This window comes from Pseudomonadota bacterium (assembly GCA_039024915.1).
GTDB lineage: Bacteria > Pseudomonadota > Alphaproteobacteria > Rhizobiales > MH13 > MH13.
In genome coordinates this window covers 79,778-93,162 of record JBCCPK010000001.1, presented here as the reverse complement: position 1 = coordinate 93,162, position 13,385 = coordinate 79,778, and the positions used below count along the sequence as shown (strand labels likewise).

25 protein-coding genes are annotated in these 13,385 nt (G+C 59.9%); 12 read left to right on the top strand and 13 right to left on the bottom strand.

Annotated elements, in window-relative coordinates; all coding sequences use genetic code 11:
* Positions 1 to 40: 40 nt before the first annotated feature.
* From AAF739_00500 to AAF739_00455, 10 genes are all read right to left on the bottom strand, one after another.
* Positions 41 to 874: a site-specific integrase gene (locus AAF739_00500; GenBank protein ID MEM6381127.1), complete on the bottom strand. Its 834-nt coding sequence runs from the start codon at positions 872 to 874 to the stop codon at positions 41 to 43.
* Positions 875 to 948: 74 nt separating this feature from the next.
* Complete coding sequence (locus AAF739_00495; protein MEM6381126.1) at positions 949 to 1,338, bottom strand: hypothetical protein; 390 nt, start codon at positions 1,336 to 1,338, stop codon at positions 949 to 951.
* Positions 1,331 to 1,687, bottom strand: coding sequence for a DUF4326 domain-containing protein (locus tag AAF739_00490; GenBank protein ID MEM6381125.1), 357 nt, complete (start codon positions 1,685 to 1,687; stop codon positions 1,331 to 1,333). Before AAF739_00490 ends, AAF739_00495 begins: the two co-directional genes overlap by 8 nt.
* The gene (locus AAF739_00485) at positions 1,677 to 2,000 is read right to left on the bottom strand and encodes a hypothetical protein (protein ID MEM6381124.1); all 324 of its coding nucleotides are present in this window, start codon (positions 1,998 to 2,000) and stop codon (positions 1,677 to 1,679) included. The genes AAF739_00490 and AAF739_00485 overlap by 11 nt, the downstream gene beginning before the upstream one ends.
* Positions 2,000 to 2,569 carry a hypothetical protein gene (locus tag AAF739_00480; protein ID MEM6381123.1) on the bottom strand — a complete coding sequence of 190 codons (570 nt, stop codon included), beginning with the start codon at positions 2,567 to 2,569 and terminating at the stop codon, positions 2,000 to 2,002. The genes AAF739_00485 and AAF739_00480 overlap by 1 nt, the downstream gene beginning before the upstream one ends.
* Positions 2,562 to 2,765, bottom strand: a complete 204-nt coding sequence (locus tag AAF739_00475) for a hypothetical protein (GenBank protein MEM6381122.1) — start codon at positions 2,763 to 2,765, stop codon at positions 2,562 to 2,564. Before AAF739_00475 ends, AAF739_00480 begins: the two co-directional genes overlap by 8 nt.
* Entirely contained in the window at positions 2,755 to 3,228 is a 474-nt protein-coding gene (locus AAF739_00470) for a hypothetical protein (protein ID MEM6381121.1), read from the bottom strand. Before AAF739_00470 ends, AAF739_00475 begins: the two co-directional genes overlap by 11 nt.
* Before the next feature lie 76 nt (positions 3,229 to 3,304).
* Complete coding sequence (locus tag AAF739_00465; protein MEM6381120.1) at positions 3,305 to 3,799, bottom strand: DUF2312 domain-containing protein; 495 nt, start codon at positions 3,797 to 3,799, stop codon at positions 3,305 to 3,307.
* A complete protein-coding gene (locus AAF739_00460; protein ID MEM6381119.1) occupies positions 3,796 to 4,353 on the bottom strand; it encodes a hypothetical protein in 558 nt (185 codons plus the stop codon). Before AAF739_00460 ends, AAF739_00465 begins: the two co-directional genes overlap by 4 nt.
* 70 nt (positions 4,354 to 4,423) lie before the next feature.
* Positions 4,424 to 4,897, bottom strand: coding sequence for a hypothetical protein (locus tag AAF739_00455; GenBank protein MEM6381118.1), 474 nt, complete (start codon positions 4,895 to 4,897; stop codon positions 4,424 to 4,426).
* Positions 4,898 to 5,198: 301 nt separating this feature from the next.
* On the opposite strand from AAF739_00455, the gene AAF739_00450 reads away from it, so the two are divergent.
* On the top strand, positions 5,199 to 5,624 hold the full coding sequence (locus tag AAF739_00450) for a hypothetical protein (GenBank protein MEM6381117.1): 426 nt from the start codon (positions 5,199 to 5,201) through the stop codon (positions 5,622 to 5,624).
* Positions 5,625 to 5,627: 3 nt separating this feature from the next.
* Here the strand turns inward: AAF739_00450 and AAF739_00445 are convergent, their stop codons facing one another.
* The 3 genes from AAF739_00445 to AAF739_00435 form a co-directional block, all read right to left on the bottom strand.
* Positions 5,628 to 6,233, bottom strand: a complete 606-nt coding sequence (locus tag AAF739_00445) for a hypothetical protein (protein MEM6381116.1) — start codon at positions 6,231 to 6,233, stop codon at positions 5,628 to 5,630.
* A 240-nt stretch (positions 6,234 to 6,473) separates the two neighbouring features.
* Positions 6,474 to 6,740 (bottom strand): hypothetical protein, encoded by a 267-nt coding sequence (locus AAF739_00440; GenBank protein MEM6381115.1) that lies wholly within the window; start codon positions 6,738 to 6,740, stop codon positions 6,474 to 6,476.
* Positions 6,741 to 6,744: 4 nt separating this feature from the next.
* Positions 6,745 to 7,440, bottom strand: a complete 696-nt coding sequence (locus tag AAF739_00435; GenBank protein MEM6381114.1) for a S24 family peptidase — start codon at positions 7,438 to 7,440, stop codon at positions 6,745 to 6,747.
* A gap of 89 nt (positions 7,441 to 7,529) precedes the next feature.
* Here AAF739_00435 and AAF739_00430 point away from each other — a divergent pair, with 89 nt between their 5' ends.
* From AAF739_00430 to AAF739_00380, 11 genes are all read left to right on the top strand, one after another.
* Positions 7,530 to 7,853, top strand: coding sequence for a hypothetical protein (locus tag AAF739_00430; GenBank protein ID MEM6381113.1), 324 nt, complete (start codon positions 7,530 to 7,532; stop codon positions 7,851 to 7,853).
* A gap of 203 nt (positions 7,854 to 8,056) precedes the next feature.
* Entirely contained in the window at positions 8,057 to 8,494 is a 438-nt protein-coding gene (locus AAF739_00425; protein ID MEM6381112.1) for a hypothetical protein, read from the top strand.
* A complete protein-coding gene (locus AAF739_00420) occupies positions 8,491 to 8,739 on the top strand; it encodes a hypothetical protein (protein ID MEM6381111.1) in 249 nt (82 codons plus the stop codon). Before AAF739_00425 ends, AAF739_00420 begins: the two co-directional genes overlap by 4 nt.
* Before the next feature lie 35 nt (positions 8,740 to 8,774).
* Entirely contained in the window at positions 8,775 to 9,071 is a 297-nt protein-coding gene (locus AAF739_00415) for a hypothetical protein (protein MEM6381110.1), read from the top strand.
* A 1-nt stretch (position 9,072) separates the two neighbouring features.
* Positions 9,073 to 9,273 (top strand): hypothetical protein, encoded by a 201-nt coding sequence (locus AAF739_00410; protein MEM6381109.1) that lies wholly within the window; start codon positions 9,073 to 9,075, stop codon positions 9,271 to 9,273.
* On the top strand, positions 9,270 to 9,674 hold the full coding sequence (locus tag AAF739_00405) for a hypothetical protein (GenBank protein ID MEM6381108.1): 405 nt from the start codon (positions 9,270 to 9,272) through the stop codon (positions 9,672 to 9,674). The genes AAF739_00410 and AAF739_00405 overlap by 4 nt, the downstream gene beginning before the upstream one ends.
* A complete protein-coding gene (locus AAF739_00400) occupies positions 9,659 to 9,907 on the top strand; it encodes a hypothetical protein (GenBank protein ID MEM6381107.1) in 249 nt (82 codons plus the stop codon). Before AAF739_00405 ends, AAF739_00400 begins: the two co-directional genes overlap by 16 nt.
* Entirely contained in the window at positions 9,907 to 10,704 is a 798-nt protein-coding gene (locus tag AAF739_00395; GenBank protein ID MEM6381106.1) for a GcrA family cell cycle regulator, read from the top strand. The genes AAF739_00400 and AAF739_00395 overlap by 1 nt, the downstream gene beginning before the upstream one ends.
* A complete protein-coding gene (locus AAF739_00390) occupies positions 10,704 to 11,609 on the top strand; it encodes a hypothetical protein (protein MEM6381105.1) in 906 nt (301 codons plus the stop codon). The genes AAF739_00395 and AAF739_00390 overlap by 1 nt, the downstream gene beginning before the upstream one ends.
* Positions 11,606 to 13,039: a site-specific DNA-methyltransferase gene (locus tag AAF739_00385; GenBank protein MEM6381104.1), complete on the top strand. Its 1,434-nt coding sequence runs from the start codon at positions 11,606 to 11,608 to the stop codon at positions 13,037 to 13,039. Before AAF739_00390 ends, AAF739_00385 begins: the two co-directional genes overlap by 4 nt.
* A complete protein-coding gene (locus tag AAF739_00380; GenBank protein MEM6381103.1) occupies positions 13,036 to 13,383 on the top strand; it encodes a hypothetical protein in 348 nt (115 codons plus the stop codon). Before AAF739_00385 ends, AAF739_00380 begins: the two co-directional genes overlap by 4 nt.
* Positions 13,384 to 13,385: the final 2 nt, after the last annotated feature.

Here is a 13,385-nt window from a genome sequence, read left to right as displayed (position 1 = left end):
ATAAATAGTTTCAAGGCGTCTGGGTGCGCCGTTTGACGTTTCAGGCGGTGATTGCCGATAATTTACGCACCTTTTCTGCACCGCGTCGTGTAATGGCTTCGCCGGTCTCGGCGTTGCCGTCAGGGCTATGGTGACCATACACCCGATCAATCATGTCAACCGATAGGCCGAAATAGCCGGCGGCCTTCCATGGGCGCATGCCTTCGCGCATCGCCCACGTGATCGCGGTGTGCCGCAAGACATGCGGCGTCACGTCCGGACCAAGTCCCGAATCGGCGACAACGTGCCGAAACGCCTTGCCGATCCGCGCAACCGGCTTCCCCCCAAACTCGACAACATAGGTCTGGCCATTAGCACGCCAGCGCCGCATGTGCGCGAGCAATCGCCGCGGCAAGGTGATGGTCGGCTTGCGCTTGTTTGTCTCCGCTTCGCCTTCCGGCCGGCGGTAGAACAGCCCGCTTTCCAAATCAACATAGCCACGCCCTGGCATGCGCTCGAAACTGGCCGAACAGATCGCGCCGGCGCGGCTTCCAGTGTACAGCGCGACGATCGCAAAGCGCGCAATATGCTGGCGGGTGCGCCGCTGTGTGGTCATGCCTTTTTGCACTTCTCGATATCGCCAGGCGGTCCAGATCAGGCGCGCCGCTTCTCCGGACTCCAACCATCGATCGCGCGGCGCTGGCTTCGGCGGCAGCCGCACGGGCGGACCGGGCCGCGCGAAGACTTCGGCCATGTAGTGGTTGAGTGCACCGCGAAGATCCTCGAGGTCGCGCCTTGCGCCGGCCGTCGACGGTCTTTGTGCTGCGTAGGCCCGGCACGTCGCGGACGTCACATCGGCGATGGTTCGATCACCCCAAAAATCGAGCAAACGCATCGCGCGACCGGCGGTTTCATGCGGCCGGCTGTGGTGAGGCGCGCAGTCGCGCAAATACAGGTTGATAGCGTCCGCTACGGGGACTGCAGAGGGATCACGTTGGTCTGTGTCGCCCGGTTCGTGCTTTTCGGCGATGTAGGTTGCGAGCGCTCTTTCAGCGCACGCGCGGTCATCGCGGCCGCATCCCGTGCTACGCCGCACCGCCCCGTCGTGTATCGACCATGTGCCGCGGTCCGCGCGGTAGATGAGCCGTGGGCCTTCGGCCGGTCTTCCTCGTTTTGCTGGCATCGCTGAATCATCTTGTCGATATCGGCAAGGGTCGTCATGACCTTGCCCGCGATCTTGAACGTGCGCAACCGGCCGTTCTCGCGCTCGGTGCGCAGTGAACGGGCGGTTATACCCCCCTCGGGGAAAGCCAGCGCGGCAGCGCGTTCAAGTGTGAGTGGCGTGGTGGGGTCAGTCATTGGCGATTTTCAGCAGCACGTCGGCGTGGCACGGCTGATCAAGTGCGCACCAACAAGCAAGATTTTTGCCGCCGAGTTCGGCTTTGAGCTGTGGCCATATGGCCTCGTCGAAGCCTAGCACCGCAGTGAAACGGCGAACGGCGTCGGCTGCGTCGGTGCAGCAATAGTCAAGGTTCTTGAAGTCCCTAAGCGAGTGGCCCCAGCGAAGAATTGTCTCGCGACACATCGGCTGTCCAACACGATAGAAGTTCGCCCAGCGGGTTGGTCGCCCAACGTAAATCGTGTTTGGCGGCATCTCCCAACCCTTTGTGCGTTGCCGCTGCACGCGAATCGGTCGCTCACCCTTCATCTTGCTGCTCCTTGAGGGAGGCGATGACTGCTGGCGGTGAGGGGAACTGCACGACCTTACCGTGCTCGGCGACAACCCCTTCACGCTCCAGTAGAAGCTCCTCCACGATCGAGCGCCGAACGATTGAACCAAGCTGCTCGTCGGTAAAATGCCTGAGTCGGTTGCGGCCAAAGGATTCGCGGGCTTTCTGGCCATGCTGAGCCAATTGCGCCTTGTCGTCTTTCATCAACCATTCGATGGTCTTGTCGATCGCAACGACACCATCAATAGCAGCAGCCGCTCGCTTAATTTCCGTTGCTTCTAGGGGAGCCATCACCCGTCCCCCTCGCTACGAGCGCGGATGGCGGCGGCTATCTCTCGATAGTGAACGGACTCCATTATGTCCGCGTCCTCGTCGCCGCTCTGCTCGTAAATGGCATCATCAGCCATGTTGTCTGCCGCCTTCGCACACGCCTCACGTTCCTCCGCTTTCGCCCGCTTGATAACGGCTTTAAGCGATTGTGATGGGGTGGAGGCGAGGGCTTTATGGGCGATGTCGCTCGCAGCAATAATTGCCTCAATACGATCAGGCAGCATGTCGTCGTCCCAATGCTCTACACCATGTTCATCAACACGCGCCAGCAAGCTTGCCAAAGCTCCCCGCAACTCTTTTACCTGTGCTGTGAGGGCGTCGCGTTCGACGGTGAGGGACGCGATCTTGCCGTTGAGGGTTTCGACACTGTGCGGCTGCGTTTTTGACAACGACGCCCCTACATCTGTTAGATGGTTGTGGACATCGATCGACCACTCATTGAGAGCGTCAATGAGCTTCTGACCTTCCGACAGCCTTCCATGTGCTTCTGCCAGATGCTGCCGCCAATCCGTCGTCAGTGTTTCATCCATTGTCCGCCTCCATAGCTTTGTTGAACGCGTTTAGGGATTGGCGCGCACGCCGGATGTGGAACCAAGAAATGTAGTGAGTGGTTCCGCCCACTGATCCGTTGGTTTCGCCAAAGAACTTGCTTTCGCCCAGCACGTGCTTCGCGAACTCAGCCAGTCCCTGCGCGGGCTTGACGGTTTGTGTGCGCTCACCCTTCATCTTGCTGATCCTTGAAGGAGGCGAAGCGCTCGCAATCACGCTCTATGTTGCGCCTGGTTTGCTCGTCGCACTGTTCGAGCTGCGTGCGCTCGTCGTCAGTGAGGCGGTCCAGCGGCTTAAACAAGCAGCCGTCCGGGTGCACGAAGAAGTCGTCGAGATACAGACGCCCGTCCGGCGATTCCCCCATGTAGAACGAGCGGAAAATGCCAGTGGAGCCCAGTTCAAGAACTGCGAATTCGCTGCCATCTTTGGGGCAGTAACAGGCGTCACGCCATCCCAGTTCGCGGAGCCTGATCATGGCGTTCGATATGATCGCCAGCGCATTATGGGATGTCGGGATATCTGAGGCGCGCTGCTGTTTTTGCTTCTCCGCAGAGTCCAGCAACGCCCTAGCCTCATCCTGGGACAGGGTGACGTGTTTCCCGTCGTGCGTTGTGGCGAAGCCGCCAAACTTCTCTGCCATCACCCGTCCCCCTCGCTACGAGCGCTGATGGCGGCTTTTCTGTGGACCTGATCGGCGGACGCGCCGCCGAAATCACTCACGCCTCATCCCCCGCTATGGCCTTCTCAAGCGGGGTCATGCCCAGCGCGTGCATGTAAATGTCGAGAAGCGACTCTTCCTCCTGCCGTTCGGCGGGATCCTGCTTGCGGATGCCGACCAGCTTGCGCAGAACTTTGGTGTCAAAGCCGTCGGACTTGGCTTCGGCGTAGACATCCTTGATGTCCTCCGCGATGCCCTTTTTCTCGTCCTCCAAGCGCTCAATGCGCTCGACAAAAGCGCGAATCTTGCCACCGGCGACCCCACCACGGTTGACTGTTTCCGGTTGCGGTTTCGGTTCTGGCGGCGTTTCTGCCTTGGGCGTTGGCTTAGGCGTCGGCTTTGGTTTGGTTGTTGCCTTGGTCTTTGCCCGCGTTTTTGCCGCGCTGTTGGGTTTCCGCTTCGCAGCGGGTTTAGCCTTTGCCTTCGCTGGTGCCTTGGGCGTCGCCGCTTCGGGCACGGGCCGCGGCCCAAAATCGTAATGGTCTTCGGTCATCGGGCCGTTACCTCTTCGCGTGCTTTCCATTCGTCGCGATCGTCCGAAAGGCGACGGTTCATGTCCGCCACCGATTCAGGCTGCAGATGCGCGTCGTTGACGATCATCAAATAAAAGTGCCACCACCAATTGCGGATCGACTGCTCGCTATGGTGCACGCCGACGATCTGTGCGGCGTGCATAAAGTGCAGCTGAAAATGGTGCGGTAGCTCGTCCACGTGCTCAAGATAAACGTCGCGCATCATGTCGAACGCGGTTGCCAGCAAGCCGCGTTCCGGAAGCCGTGACCAGACGAATTCGTCGGCGTGATGGTTCTCAAACGGTCCGGTGAAGCTGCCGCCGCCTAGCTCAAACGGCGACAGCAAAGCCGTCTGATCAAAGGCCGACAAGAGCACGCAGCGGCGATACCAGCGCAACAGCACCTTGACCGGATGGTTCTTGCGGATGCCGTCTGGCGCGCGCACGGCGGCGAACAGTACCGATTGCTGCATGATTGGGATTTGCAGCACCCATTCCTGCTGGGCGGGGCCTATAGGCTTTGTGTTCGCGCTCATGCCAGCACCGCAACGAATAGCACCGCCAGAATGGCCGCGACAGAGACGGCGTGCATCGTGTGCGAGTGGGTCATGCCGCTTTTCCGTCCGCTCCGCTCTGTGCCTTCGGCACAACCGGACATTCCGCTTCGCTCTGTGCCTGTGGCACAACCGCGCCGCAGGTGCGCGCCAGCACTTGCGCGGACGCCGTGACGGCGGCGGCGTAGAGTTCAATGGCGCGAGGAAGGTGGGCGAACAGGTCGTCATAACTGTAGCCCAAACCCTTGAACAGTGGGATGACCCGCTCGACGTCGTGAGGGTTGTGCGCATCGTGGGAGGCGACCATGGCGCGGCGCTGCAAAGCAACCTGCGCCATGGCCGCGGCAGGGTCCGCCGCCCATTCGGATGCTATAGATTTGGCGATTGCCGCGCCGCCCGGCGGGGTCTGCAACAACGCCAGCGCCTCGTCGGCGGTGCGCGCGTGCAGCATCATGGCCAGTGTCGCGTCGACGTCCAGATGGTACGTAACAGGTCGGGGGCTTGCGGGGTTCGGGTGATGCGTCATCGTCGCGCCTTCCATCGGTGTGATGGCGGCGGACGGTAAGTCAGATAAATATGACTGTCAATCAGATAATCATAAATATATGATCATTTTAAAATGACGATTCTCAATCGGTGTGGTAGAGGGTTTGCTTATTGTTATCCTCGCTGTTCGATCTGGGCTTAATCTAGCCGCGTCGAAAACAAACGAAGAAACATGCTTTATATAACCGACCTGCTGACTTCCCTGCTTAACATGCGCGTTGCCGATACATTCGGTTGGCTGGCGGCACTTTGGTTTGTCTCGGTTCTGGAGGATCTGCGCGGTGGCTGAGGACCTGAGCCCAAACGAGGCCATCGATAAACTTGCCGAACGCCTCTACTCGTACATCGAACGGCTGGACCCAACTGGCGCCGCCGATTGGGACGATTTAGACGATGGCGAGACCACGCGCGACTTGTTTCGCGCTGTGATCCGAGATCTGGTTCGGTTTGAGGCATGGGTGGCGCGGGCTCAGGACGAAGACGATAACGGGACAAAAGCTCGGTTTGATGAGCCGCAATCGCAACCGCTTTTGATGACGGTACTCACGGACCTTGCACGCGAGTTGGAAGCTCAGTCATCAAAGCCGTACTTCGTCCATGACGACGATGTTTCTGGAAGCGAAGCCTACAGCGCGGCGCTGAGTACGATGTCGCTTGCTCTGTCTAGCGTGATTGATCGGCATCGCACTGGATCGGCGCAACGCTGATCGTCAACGTTTCTTGGAAAGAACAAATTGAGCAACGCGATCGATAGTCTCAGAAACGGTTTGCGAAGCATAAACCAGCGTTGGCATGACTCGTTGCTGCGTCATAACGCCGGGCTCGTTTATGAATATCTCGGCAGAGGGCTTGTTATAACTGGTGATCTCGATCTTTTGCCTCGTGAAGCCAATCGGCCCAATCGATCCATCGGTTTTCAAGACTGCGCTGAAGTCGCGAATACACGGCTCGCCATTTTCGTTTACGGCGTTGATGCCGCTGATATGGCTGAGCCCCGTGATCAGGATGAGCATGCGGTGCTTATCACGGACGTCGAGCTTATTGAGGGCCCAAAGAAAGTTATCCGCGCCCCGGTAAGGTTGTATGTCGTCGATGATGAATTGGGCGATTCCGGGCACAGCCTCTTCTATCGCCGCGTACCGTCCTTTTTTCTTTGTGCGGCCGGCGATGGTCTCAGGTTCAGTTCTGAAGGCGGCTACAAGCTGCTCCCGCGTTTCGTCTCGGGGAAAATTGGACCGGTGGTCGTTGACGTCGACCAAGTCAGTAATCATGTGGTCCAGGGCAGAATTCAACGCGTGGATCGCGTCTCCAAGCATGAGCGGGATGGTTGCCGGCATCTTCTTGACACTGTAGATCCGAAGCGTTTGACCCCCAGTCGCATCGTCCTCGGTCGCGACTTCGCAGAAATCCGATTCGAGGAAAGCTCGCCACTGTTGATGCAGAGCTTGGATGTGATGGTTGGCCCAATCGTGCTTTAGGCCGGCGCTCGGAAATACCCGCCTGGAGTTGTCGCTGATAGTGGGTCCAACCAAGGTAGACGGCCTTTCTGTGCACTATCAGTCGGTCTCAGGTCGGTCGCGATATTCGACAATCACGCGCTGCGGCGGTCGGCTGAGAACGAGCGCGTGAATCAGCGCCACGATCCAAAGGTTCACGCCATAGGCGTACCAAAGCCAGAAACTGCGGTCCTTGCTTTTGGCGATGGCCGCCGGGATCAATGCTCCGAAGAGCAGAAACAAGCCGACGGGCACAATCGTGACCAGCGTGAAGCCCAGTAAGGGCAGCGCGATGATCCAGTGCACAATGCCGAGAAGAACACCCATCAAATCAAACCCCCATAAGTTCGGCCAGTGACAGGACCTTGTGCACGCCGATGACGGTGTCGCGCTTGTATGTGACTGTGGATTTCGGGTTGTGTTGTTCGCACCGCACGTCGCCGTTCTCGCGCTTGCGGAAACGCTTTATGTAGGTTTCGCGCTCGGCATTCTGGATCTTGACGATGACGCTGTCGCCGGATCGAACAGGCCGGCCTGGGTGGACATAGACCAAATCGCCGGGGTTGTGCTGCGGCACCATGCTCTCATTTTCAACATAGAGCGCATAAGCGTCGCGCGCGCCAATGAGCCCCGGAGGGCGATGCACCCAGTCAACGGGCTCGTCGGTGAGCTGCCATGCACCCGATTTGGTGCCAAGGATCGATCCGGATGCGGTGCCGAAGACTGGTACGTCGCGCGGTGTCATGCTTGCAATTTCAAGCGGGTCAGAATTTGGGACTGAGCGCCGTTCTTGTGGTTTATCGATACGCGCTGTTTTTTCGTCAGAAGCGCCCAAAAGCCAGTTAGCGCTGACATTGAGGGCACGTGCCAAATGCACGAGGTTTTCGCCCTGCACGCTGGTCTTTTTGCCTGTGACGATATCGTAGACGAAGGTGCGGCTCTTGCCCATACGTTGGGCCGCGTCGTACTCGTTGATGTTCAGTTCGCGAAGGCGTTCTTTGACGCGACTTTGAAAGACTGTGTCCATACCGGTCAGTTTTAGCTGACTGAGAAATTTGCGCAGATCATAAAAATCTGATTGACAAACTGATAATCGTCATAAATCTATGACGGCCCATGGAGCCTTTGCTTGAACAGAAACTGCGTCGGAACCTGATAGCGCTTTGCGACGCCTATGAAGCGGCATCGCAACGCGCGTGGTCGATTAACACCGTCTGCCATCGCATTTTACGACAACCAGACTTCATGTTGGCGGTTCGGAGCGACGCGCGGGGTTTTAACGTCCGCAAGCATGATCAGCTGGTTTCATGGCTTTCTCAAAATTGGCCCCTTGATGCGATTTGGCCGGACGATGTGCCCCGCCCCGGCCCTGCCGCTTTGGCGCCATCGGTTGCCGCCGATGGTGCCGATCCTGCGCAGCCTGCGGAGGCTGCGGAATGAGTCGCTCTGTTTCAATCTCTGCACCGCGCTCCGGTGCATCTTCGCTTTGCGCACCGCGCTACGGTCCTTCCGACCGACCGCTTGGTGCCGTTTCTGTCTGCTCTCGGCATTCCGCCCAACGGCGTTTTGCTTCTTGCTCTGTGCCTTCGGCACAACCGCAGGATTTCCCCGCGACAAGTTCACCTTGTCACGGAGTTCCTGTCATGACTGCCCCAAAGCATGGTCAAAACTGCCCATCGTCCTTTTCGCCCGATTATGACGGGCTGGCCGCATTCCTGCGCCGCCTGCACCCCAATTCAACCCGCTTCGCCGTCGCCGCCGACACAGGCTTGCCCGCCGACACCGTACGCAACTGGCTTGAGCGTCGCTCGGGCATGCGGCTTGAGCATTTCTGGGCGCTCGTCAGCGCCTACGGCCCGCAGGTTATCGCCGCGCTTTGGCCGGGGTCTGCGTTTGACTGGCTGACCGCGGCGCAGGTTGCCGAAGCCGAGGCGGCGATGATCGCCGACATTAAGCGCCGCAAAGGAATGCTCGCGGATTTGCGGGCTAAACGCGCGGTTGTGCCGAAGGCACAGAGCAAGTGGAAACACGCCGTCGGGCCGCACGCTCACATGCCAAAAGATGACGGGGCTGCGCGATGAAGCGGGCGATTGCCATTACCGCTTTGCGGGTCTGGGCGGTGTGCGCGCGGGCGCTGTCATGGGTTTTTGAGATCCCTGCGCTGCCGTTTTTTTTCGCGTCCGATTGGCTTGGCGAGCATGCCACGCGCGTCGACCGCAAGGCGAGCGACATGGACATGGTGCGGTTTTTGGAGCGCGGCCTTGAGCAGCACGCGCGGTTTCAATCGCGCGCCGACGACCGCAGGGAGGGGCGTTCGGATGCCTAAGCGAAGCGGAAAGATGACCCCGGAAGAGGCCGACAATGGTTAAGCATCAATATGGCTCTAAGGTCTTGTCCGGTTTTGTGCGGCGCACAGCAGAGAAATTGAACCGCTTAGGAAAGGGCAGCTTGATTGAGCAGCTGCACGCCGAAGCAAGAGCGCATGATTTGCGTGTCGATCATTTTTTTCCACGTCAGGCATCTGCTCAGGTTCCCATTTTTCAGAGCGTTGAGTCCGCGTCTGCAATGAATGATCAGCCTAATTTTTACGCTGAATGGGAGGGGCGTCTTGCCGAACTCGAGACCGCGCGACAGGCTGATCAAGGGGAGGGGCGTTAGTATGCTTCTGATGGCGTTTGTCCTATCGGCTTTGTCGCTTTTTCTGGCCATGACGTTGGCGATTGCCGCCATGGTCTACAAAGAGAACCGCGACGATGCTCAGGTGCGGCGATTCGCGTTCTGGTCGATATTCTTCTTGGTTTTTGCGGTTCCCACCGTGGCCGCCGTTGCGGGCTATCTGGCGCCGGGTCTTGGTTCATGACCGCCCAGGCCAACCCCGATCAGTCCAAAGATACCCCCTCGCATTTGCCCGATCACGCGTGCGCCGCGCTTGTTGCTATCCAACGGGTCGAGGATGCGATCCTGATCGAACTGGCGCGGTGCGAAATCCATGGCTGGTTTCCTGAATGCCGCGTTGGTCTGCGCGTTCTGCAAGATGCGCTTGGACTCAATCGCGAGGTCATTCGCGGCGTGATCGCTGACCTGCGCGCCCGCAATTTCGTCGTGTATGAGCGGGGTCTGTGGACCGAAGACGGCCAGCCTGCAGGGGCTGGTTACGGCATAACGAACGCAGGGTTTGAGCACATTCGGCAGACAGAAGCCTATGCAAAGGCAGGTTTTGGCGGTTGTGCCGACGGCACAGAGCAATGGGTGATGCCGTGAGTACCGGCGAGCACCATTACGAGCCGGTGATCAGCCCGGCGCGTATGGCCGCCGTACGGATGCTGTGGCGTGCCGAATGGTCGGTGATGAAGGTGTCGGGCGCGATGCTGATGAGCACCGAAAAGGTGCGCGATCTGTTCGACCGGTTTGCCCGCGAGGACAGTCTCAAAGATGGCCCTGAAACCAGTCTGAGCCGTGTGCCGCGTGCAGGCACGTTTGATGGTGGTGCGTGATGCCTGCCGCGCGATGGACAGACGGCCAAAAACGCCATGTCGCGGCGATGCTCGACGACGGCATGAGCCGTTCGGATATTGCCGCGCATTTTGGCGTGACGCGCAACGCGATTTGCGGGCTGATTGATCGCAACGGCCTGAATGGTGCGCCCGTTCGGCAAGCCAAGCCGCAGCGCGAGCTGCGCCGCCGTGGTGGCAGCCCAGCAAAGCGCCCCGTTCCGCTTGCATCGCATGCAACAGATTTGCCGCCTGCCGATCCCTTTTCGGTAGCGGCAAACCCTGCGCCCTGCATGGATTTGACGGGCGCGCCTCCCGAAGGCGGTGCATCCTGTGCCGCCAACTTGCCGCCGCAGTCTTCATCGTCAGCGCCCGAATCTGCGGCGGTCTTTTCTAACGGAAGCGGTTGGGCCGAAGGCCCAGAGCAGAGCGGGAATGCTAGCGGTTGGGCCACAGCGGTCGGACCAACGGTCCGGAGCCAACGGGGTGGCCCAGAGCAAGGAAACAGCGGCGGTCGTTCCACAGGAACGGAGCCAAGCAAAAATGATCCCATCTCACTTGTTGACCGTCGCGCCAATCAATGCGCATGGCCGATCTGGCCGCATGACGCGGATCGTTTCCATCCCGATTACGGCATGGTTTGCGGCGCGCCGATCAATAGCACTGCGGTTGTGCCGGTGCGGTCGGGCGATGCGCGCGGGTCTGAAATCAAGGCACAGAGCGAAAAGACAGCGCATAGCTCCTATTGCGAGGCGTGTGCGGCGCGGGCCGCGCAGCGTGTCGTTGGCGAGGTGGACTGATGGGTTTTCAGACGCTGACGCCGACCGCGCCCAAACCAACCGCCATGCATGTCATCCGCGCGTGGCTATCTCGCCCAGGCAAAGCAAGTGATGCCCGCCTGTGGCTTACGTTGAGCGGTGCATTCGTCGCAGCGCAAGAGTGGAGCGAAGGTGACATCTTCCAAGTCGATCTTGGTAGCGGCGAGCATCACGGTTTGCTGCATCTGAGGCGGCTTGAGTCTGGCGCGTCCGGCTTCGCTTTGCAAAAGCGGAAATTCTCGCGTGGCACCGGCCAATACTACCGGCTGGACCTTGGTCACGTGCCGTCTTTCGTCAACCGGAAAGAGCGGGCGCAAGGCTGCGCGTTTGAGATGCTGGACGATGGCACCCTGGAGCTGGTGTTGCCGCCTTGGGCCGATGAAACACGCATGGTTGGGCCGCAGGCCCAGAGCAAAGGTCAAAGTGCGGTTGGGCCGCAGGAGCAGAGCAAAGGGCAAAGTGCGGTTGTGCCGCCGCGGTCGGACCAACGGTCTGGAGCCAAGGAAGGGTCCCAGAGCAAGCCCAAAACTCCTGCTGCGCCGCAGGCATCGCCAACCAAGCCATCCGCTTCCCCGTTCCCCCTGCCGTCAACGCCCGATGATGCGGGCAACCGTACGTCGGTCCACCACAGCCATGGGTTCGACGCGGCCGAAACGGCCGTTCTGCATGCGCTCATGTATGCCTCAAATTGCACCCGCAACAATGTGTGTACGCAGCTCAATAGACTGGGTCACCGCGACCAGGCCGCCGCGTTTGACGCGCTGTTGTCGCGGCTGCGCGCCAAGCTCGATGATCTCGACTGCACCATAGGCAACACGCACCCCGGCGGGCCGCTGCGGCTTGTCGGAAAGATCGATCTGCTGCGTCGGCCGAAGGGGTCAGTATGACGGCATCGCAAACCTTTCTGGATGGGCGCGTGACGATGCATATGGGCGATGTGCTGGCGCGGCTTGCTGATCTACCGGACGATCATTTCGATTGCGTCGTGACATCGCCGCCCTATTGGGGCCTGCGTGACTATGGCGTCGATGGTCAAATTGGGCTTGAGCGGACGCTTGGCGAGCATCTCGACGTCATGGCCGCGGTGTTTGATGAGGTTCGCCGCGTGCTTAAGCCGACGGGTACGCTGTGGCTGAACTATGGCGATTGCTATGCGACGCAGCCCAACGGGCGTTCGGCACAGGACACCAAGGCCGCAGGCACCGACGACCGGACCTTTCGCGACAAACCGTTCTCGACCGTCGGGCCGATTTATGGCGCGCTGAGCGGGGCGCAAGAGGCTGCAAACGGCTCTGGATGTCGCGGCGGTGGCAACAATCCGTCCGGACCGGTTTACACACAAAAATACGACATGGCGGATCGGCGTGGCGGTGGCGCCAACAAGGGCCACAATCGGCAGACCGGCCATTGCGGTCGCATTGTCGCTGGCGGCACGTTGAAACCCAAAGATTTGTGCATGATCCCGAACCGGCTGGCGATCGCGCTGCAGGACGCGGGCTGGTGGGTTCGGTCGGAAATCTTCTGGGCCAAGCCGAACGCCATGCCAGACTCAAGCGGCCTGTATCGACCCGCGACGGCGCACGAAAAGATTTTCCTTTTGACCAAGTCGGTGGACGCCAAGGGGTGGTGGGTGGCGCGCGATACCAAAGAGGTTAGCGACAGCCCCGACCTTGGCGAAACCTGCATTGGGGCGAACGGCAAGGAACGCAACAGGTGGACGGCGCTCGGGCATTATTTTGATGCAGAGAGCGTTCGTATACCTGCGCAGCCCTCAAGCTTGCAGAGGTGGTCACAGGACATCGACAGCCAAGCGGGTTCAACGCGCGCGAACGGCGGTGCGAAGACAAATGGCACCATGAAGGCTGTTGGCGGGCCTATATCTGACAAACAACGCGGTCACAGTCGCCGCCATGCCGGGTTCAACGATCGTTGGGACAAAGCTGAACAGCAATCCGGTGGCCGTTACCTGCGCAACTATGAGCCCGCGCCACCCGCTGTGTGGTCGATGGCCACAGCGTCTTTCTCGGATGCGCATTTCGCAACTTTTCCGCCGGAACTGGTTGAGCGCTGCCTCGATGCCGGCGGGCCCAAGGGCGGGCGCGTTCTTGATCCGTTTGGCGGCGCTGGCACAACGGCGCTTGTCGCTCTCGCAAAGGGCATGACCTGCGATCTGATCGAATTGAACCCGGCCTATGCCGACATAGCGCGCAAGCGCATCGAAGAGGCGTGGCAAGGGTCGGTTGAGGCCACCGTGGCTAAGCTTAAGACGCAGCCTGCACCCGATGCTGGGCCGTTGTTTTCAGGTGGCGCGGCATGACTAGGTTTGTCCGCAACGACCGGTCCGACGACCGCGTATCTGACACCGCCCGATGGATGCAACCGCATTTACGTCGGATAGCGGAACATCCTACGCTGGACGGCGCGACCGTGACTTTGAGCAAATCCGGCGCGCGCGACCTTTGTGCCGCGCTGCGCGACGCTGAGCGCTATCGCGCCTTGACCCATGACGAAATCATCGCCGCCAGCAACCGGCGCATAGCCCGCATTCAGGCCCGCGCTGATCGTGACGCCATGTTGGATCGGCTGTCGCACTGGGTGTGGGCGGCCTGTGCCGCGACATTCACATGGCACCTTTTAATGGACGTCGGGCTGATCGTTTGAGC

What these genes read in the sequence shown, in the direction of transcription:
- AAF739_00500 (MEM6381127.1), bottom strand. Translation starts at nt 874, where the DNA reads ATGCGTTTGCTCGATTTTTGGGGTGATCGAACCATCGCCGATGTGACG.
- AAF739_00495 (MEM6381126.1), bottom strand. Translation starts at nt 1,338, where the DNA reads ATGACTGACCCCACCACGCCACTCACACTTGAACGCGCTGCCGCGCTG.
- AAF739_00490 (MEM6381125.1), bottom strand. Translation starts at nt 1,687, where the DNA reads ATGAAGGGTGAGCGACCGATTCGCGTGCAGCGGCAACGCACAAAGGGT.
- AAF739_00485 (MEM6381124.1), bottom strand. Translation starts at nt 2,000, where the DNA reads ATGGCTCCCCTAGAAGCAACGGAAATTAAGCGAGCGGCTGCTGCTATT.
- AAF739_00480 (MEM6381123.1), bottom strand. Translation starts at nt 2,569, where the DNA reads ATGGATGAAACACTGACGACGGATTGGCGGCAGCATCTGGCAGAAGCA.
- AAF739_00475 (MEM6381122.1), bottom strand. Translation starts at nt 2,765, where the DNA reads ATGAAGGGTGAGCGCACACAAACCGTCAAGCCCGCGCAGGGACTGGCT.
- AAF739_00470 (MEM6381121.1), bottom strand. Translation starts at nt 3,228, where the DNA reads ATGGCAGAGAAGTTTGGCGGCTTCGCCACAACGCACGACGGGAAACAC.
- AAF739_00465 (MEM6381120.1), bottom strand. Translation starts at nt 3,799, where the DNA reads ATGACCGAAGACCATTACGATTTTGGGCCGCGGCCCGTGCCCGAAGCG.
- AAF739_00460 (MEM6381119.1), bottom strand. Translation starts at nt 4,353, where the DNA reads ATGAGCGCGAACACAAAGCCTATAGGCCCCGCCCAGCAGGAATGGGTG.
- AAF739_00455 (MEM6381118.1), bottom strand. Translation starts at nt 4,897, where the DNA reads ATGACGCATCACCCGAACCCCGCAAGCCCCCGACCTGTTACGTACCAT.
- AAF739_00445 (MEM6381116.1), bottom strand. Translation starts at nt 6,233, where the DNA reads ATGCTTGGAGACGCGATCCACGCGTTGAATTCTGCCCTGGACCACATG.
- AAF739_00440 (MEM6381115.1), bottom strand. Translation starts at nt 6,740, where the DNA reads ATGGGTGTTCTTCTCGGCATTGTGCACTGGATCATCGCGCTGCCCTTA.
- AAF739_00435 (MEM6381114.1), bottom strand. Translation starts at nt 7,440, where the DNA reads ATGGACACAGTCTTTCAAAGTCGCGTCAAAGAACGCCTTCGCGAACTG.
- AAF739_00430 (MEM6381113.1), top strand. Translation starts at nt 7,530, where the DNA reads ATGGAGCCTTTGCTTGAACAGAAACTGCGTCGGAACCTGATAGCGCTT.
- AAF739_00425 (MEM6381112.1), top strand. Translation starts at nt 8,057, where the DNA reads ATGACTGCCCCAAAGCATGGTCAAAACTGCCCATCGTCCTTTTCGCCC.
- AAF739_00420 (MEM6381111.1), top strand. Translation starts at nt 8,491, where the DNA reads ATGAAGCGGGCGATTGCCATTACCGCTTTGCGGGTCTGGGCGGTGTGC.
- AAF739_00415 (MEM6381110.1), top strand. Translation starts at nt 8,775, where the DNA reads ATGGTTAAGCATCAATATGGCTCTAAGGTCTTGTCCGGTTTTGTGCGG.
- AAF739_00410 (MEM6381109.1), top strand. Translation starts at nt 9,073, where the DNA reads ATGCTTCTGATGGCGTTTGTCCTATCGGCTTTGTCGCTTTTTCTGGCC.
- AAF739_00405 (MEM6381108.1), top strand. Translation starts at nt 9,270, where the DNA reads ATGACCGCCCAGGCCAACCCCGATCAGTCCAAAGATACCCCCTCGCAT.
- AAF739_00400 (MEM6381107.1), top strand. Translation starts at nt 9,659, where the DNA reads ATGGGTGATGCCGTGAGTACCGGCGAGCACCATTACGAGCCGGTGATC.
- AAF739_00395 (MEM6381106.1), top strand. Translation starts at nt 9,907, where the DNA reads ATGCCTGCCGCGCGATGGACAGACGGCCAAAAACGCCATGTCGCGGCG.
- AAF739_00390 (MEM6381105.1), top strand. Translation starts at nt 10,704, where the DNA reads ATGGGTTTTCAGACGCTGACGCCGACCGCGCCCAAACCAACCGCCATG.
- AAF739_00385 (MEM6381104.1), top strand. Translation starts at nt 11,606, where the DNA reads ATGACGGCATCGCAAACCTTTCTGGATGGGCGCGTGACGATGCATATG.
- AAF739_00380 (MEM6381103.1), top strand. Translation starts at nt 13,036, where the DNA reads ATGACTAGGTTTGTCCGCAACGACCGGTCCGACGACCGCGTATCTGAC.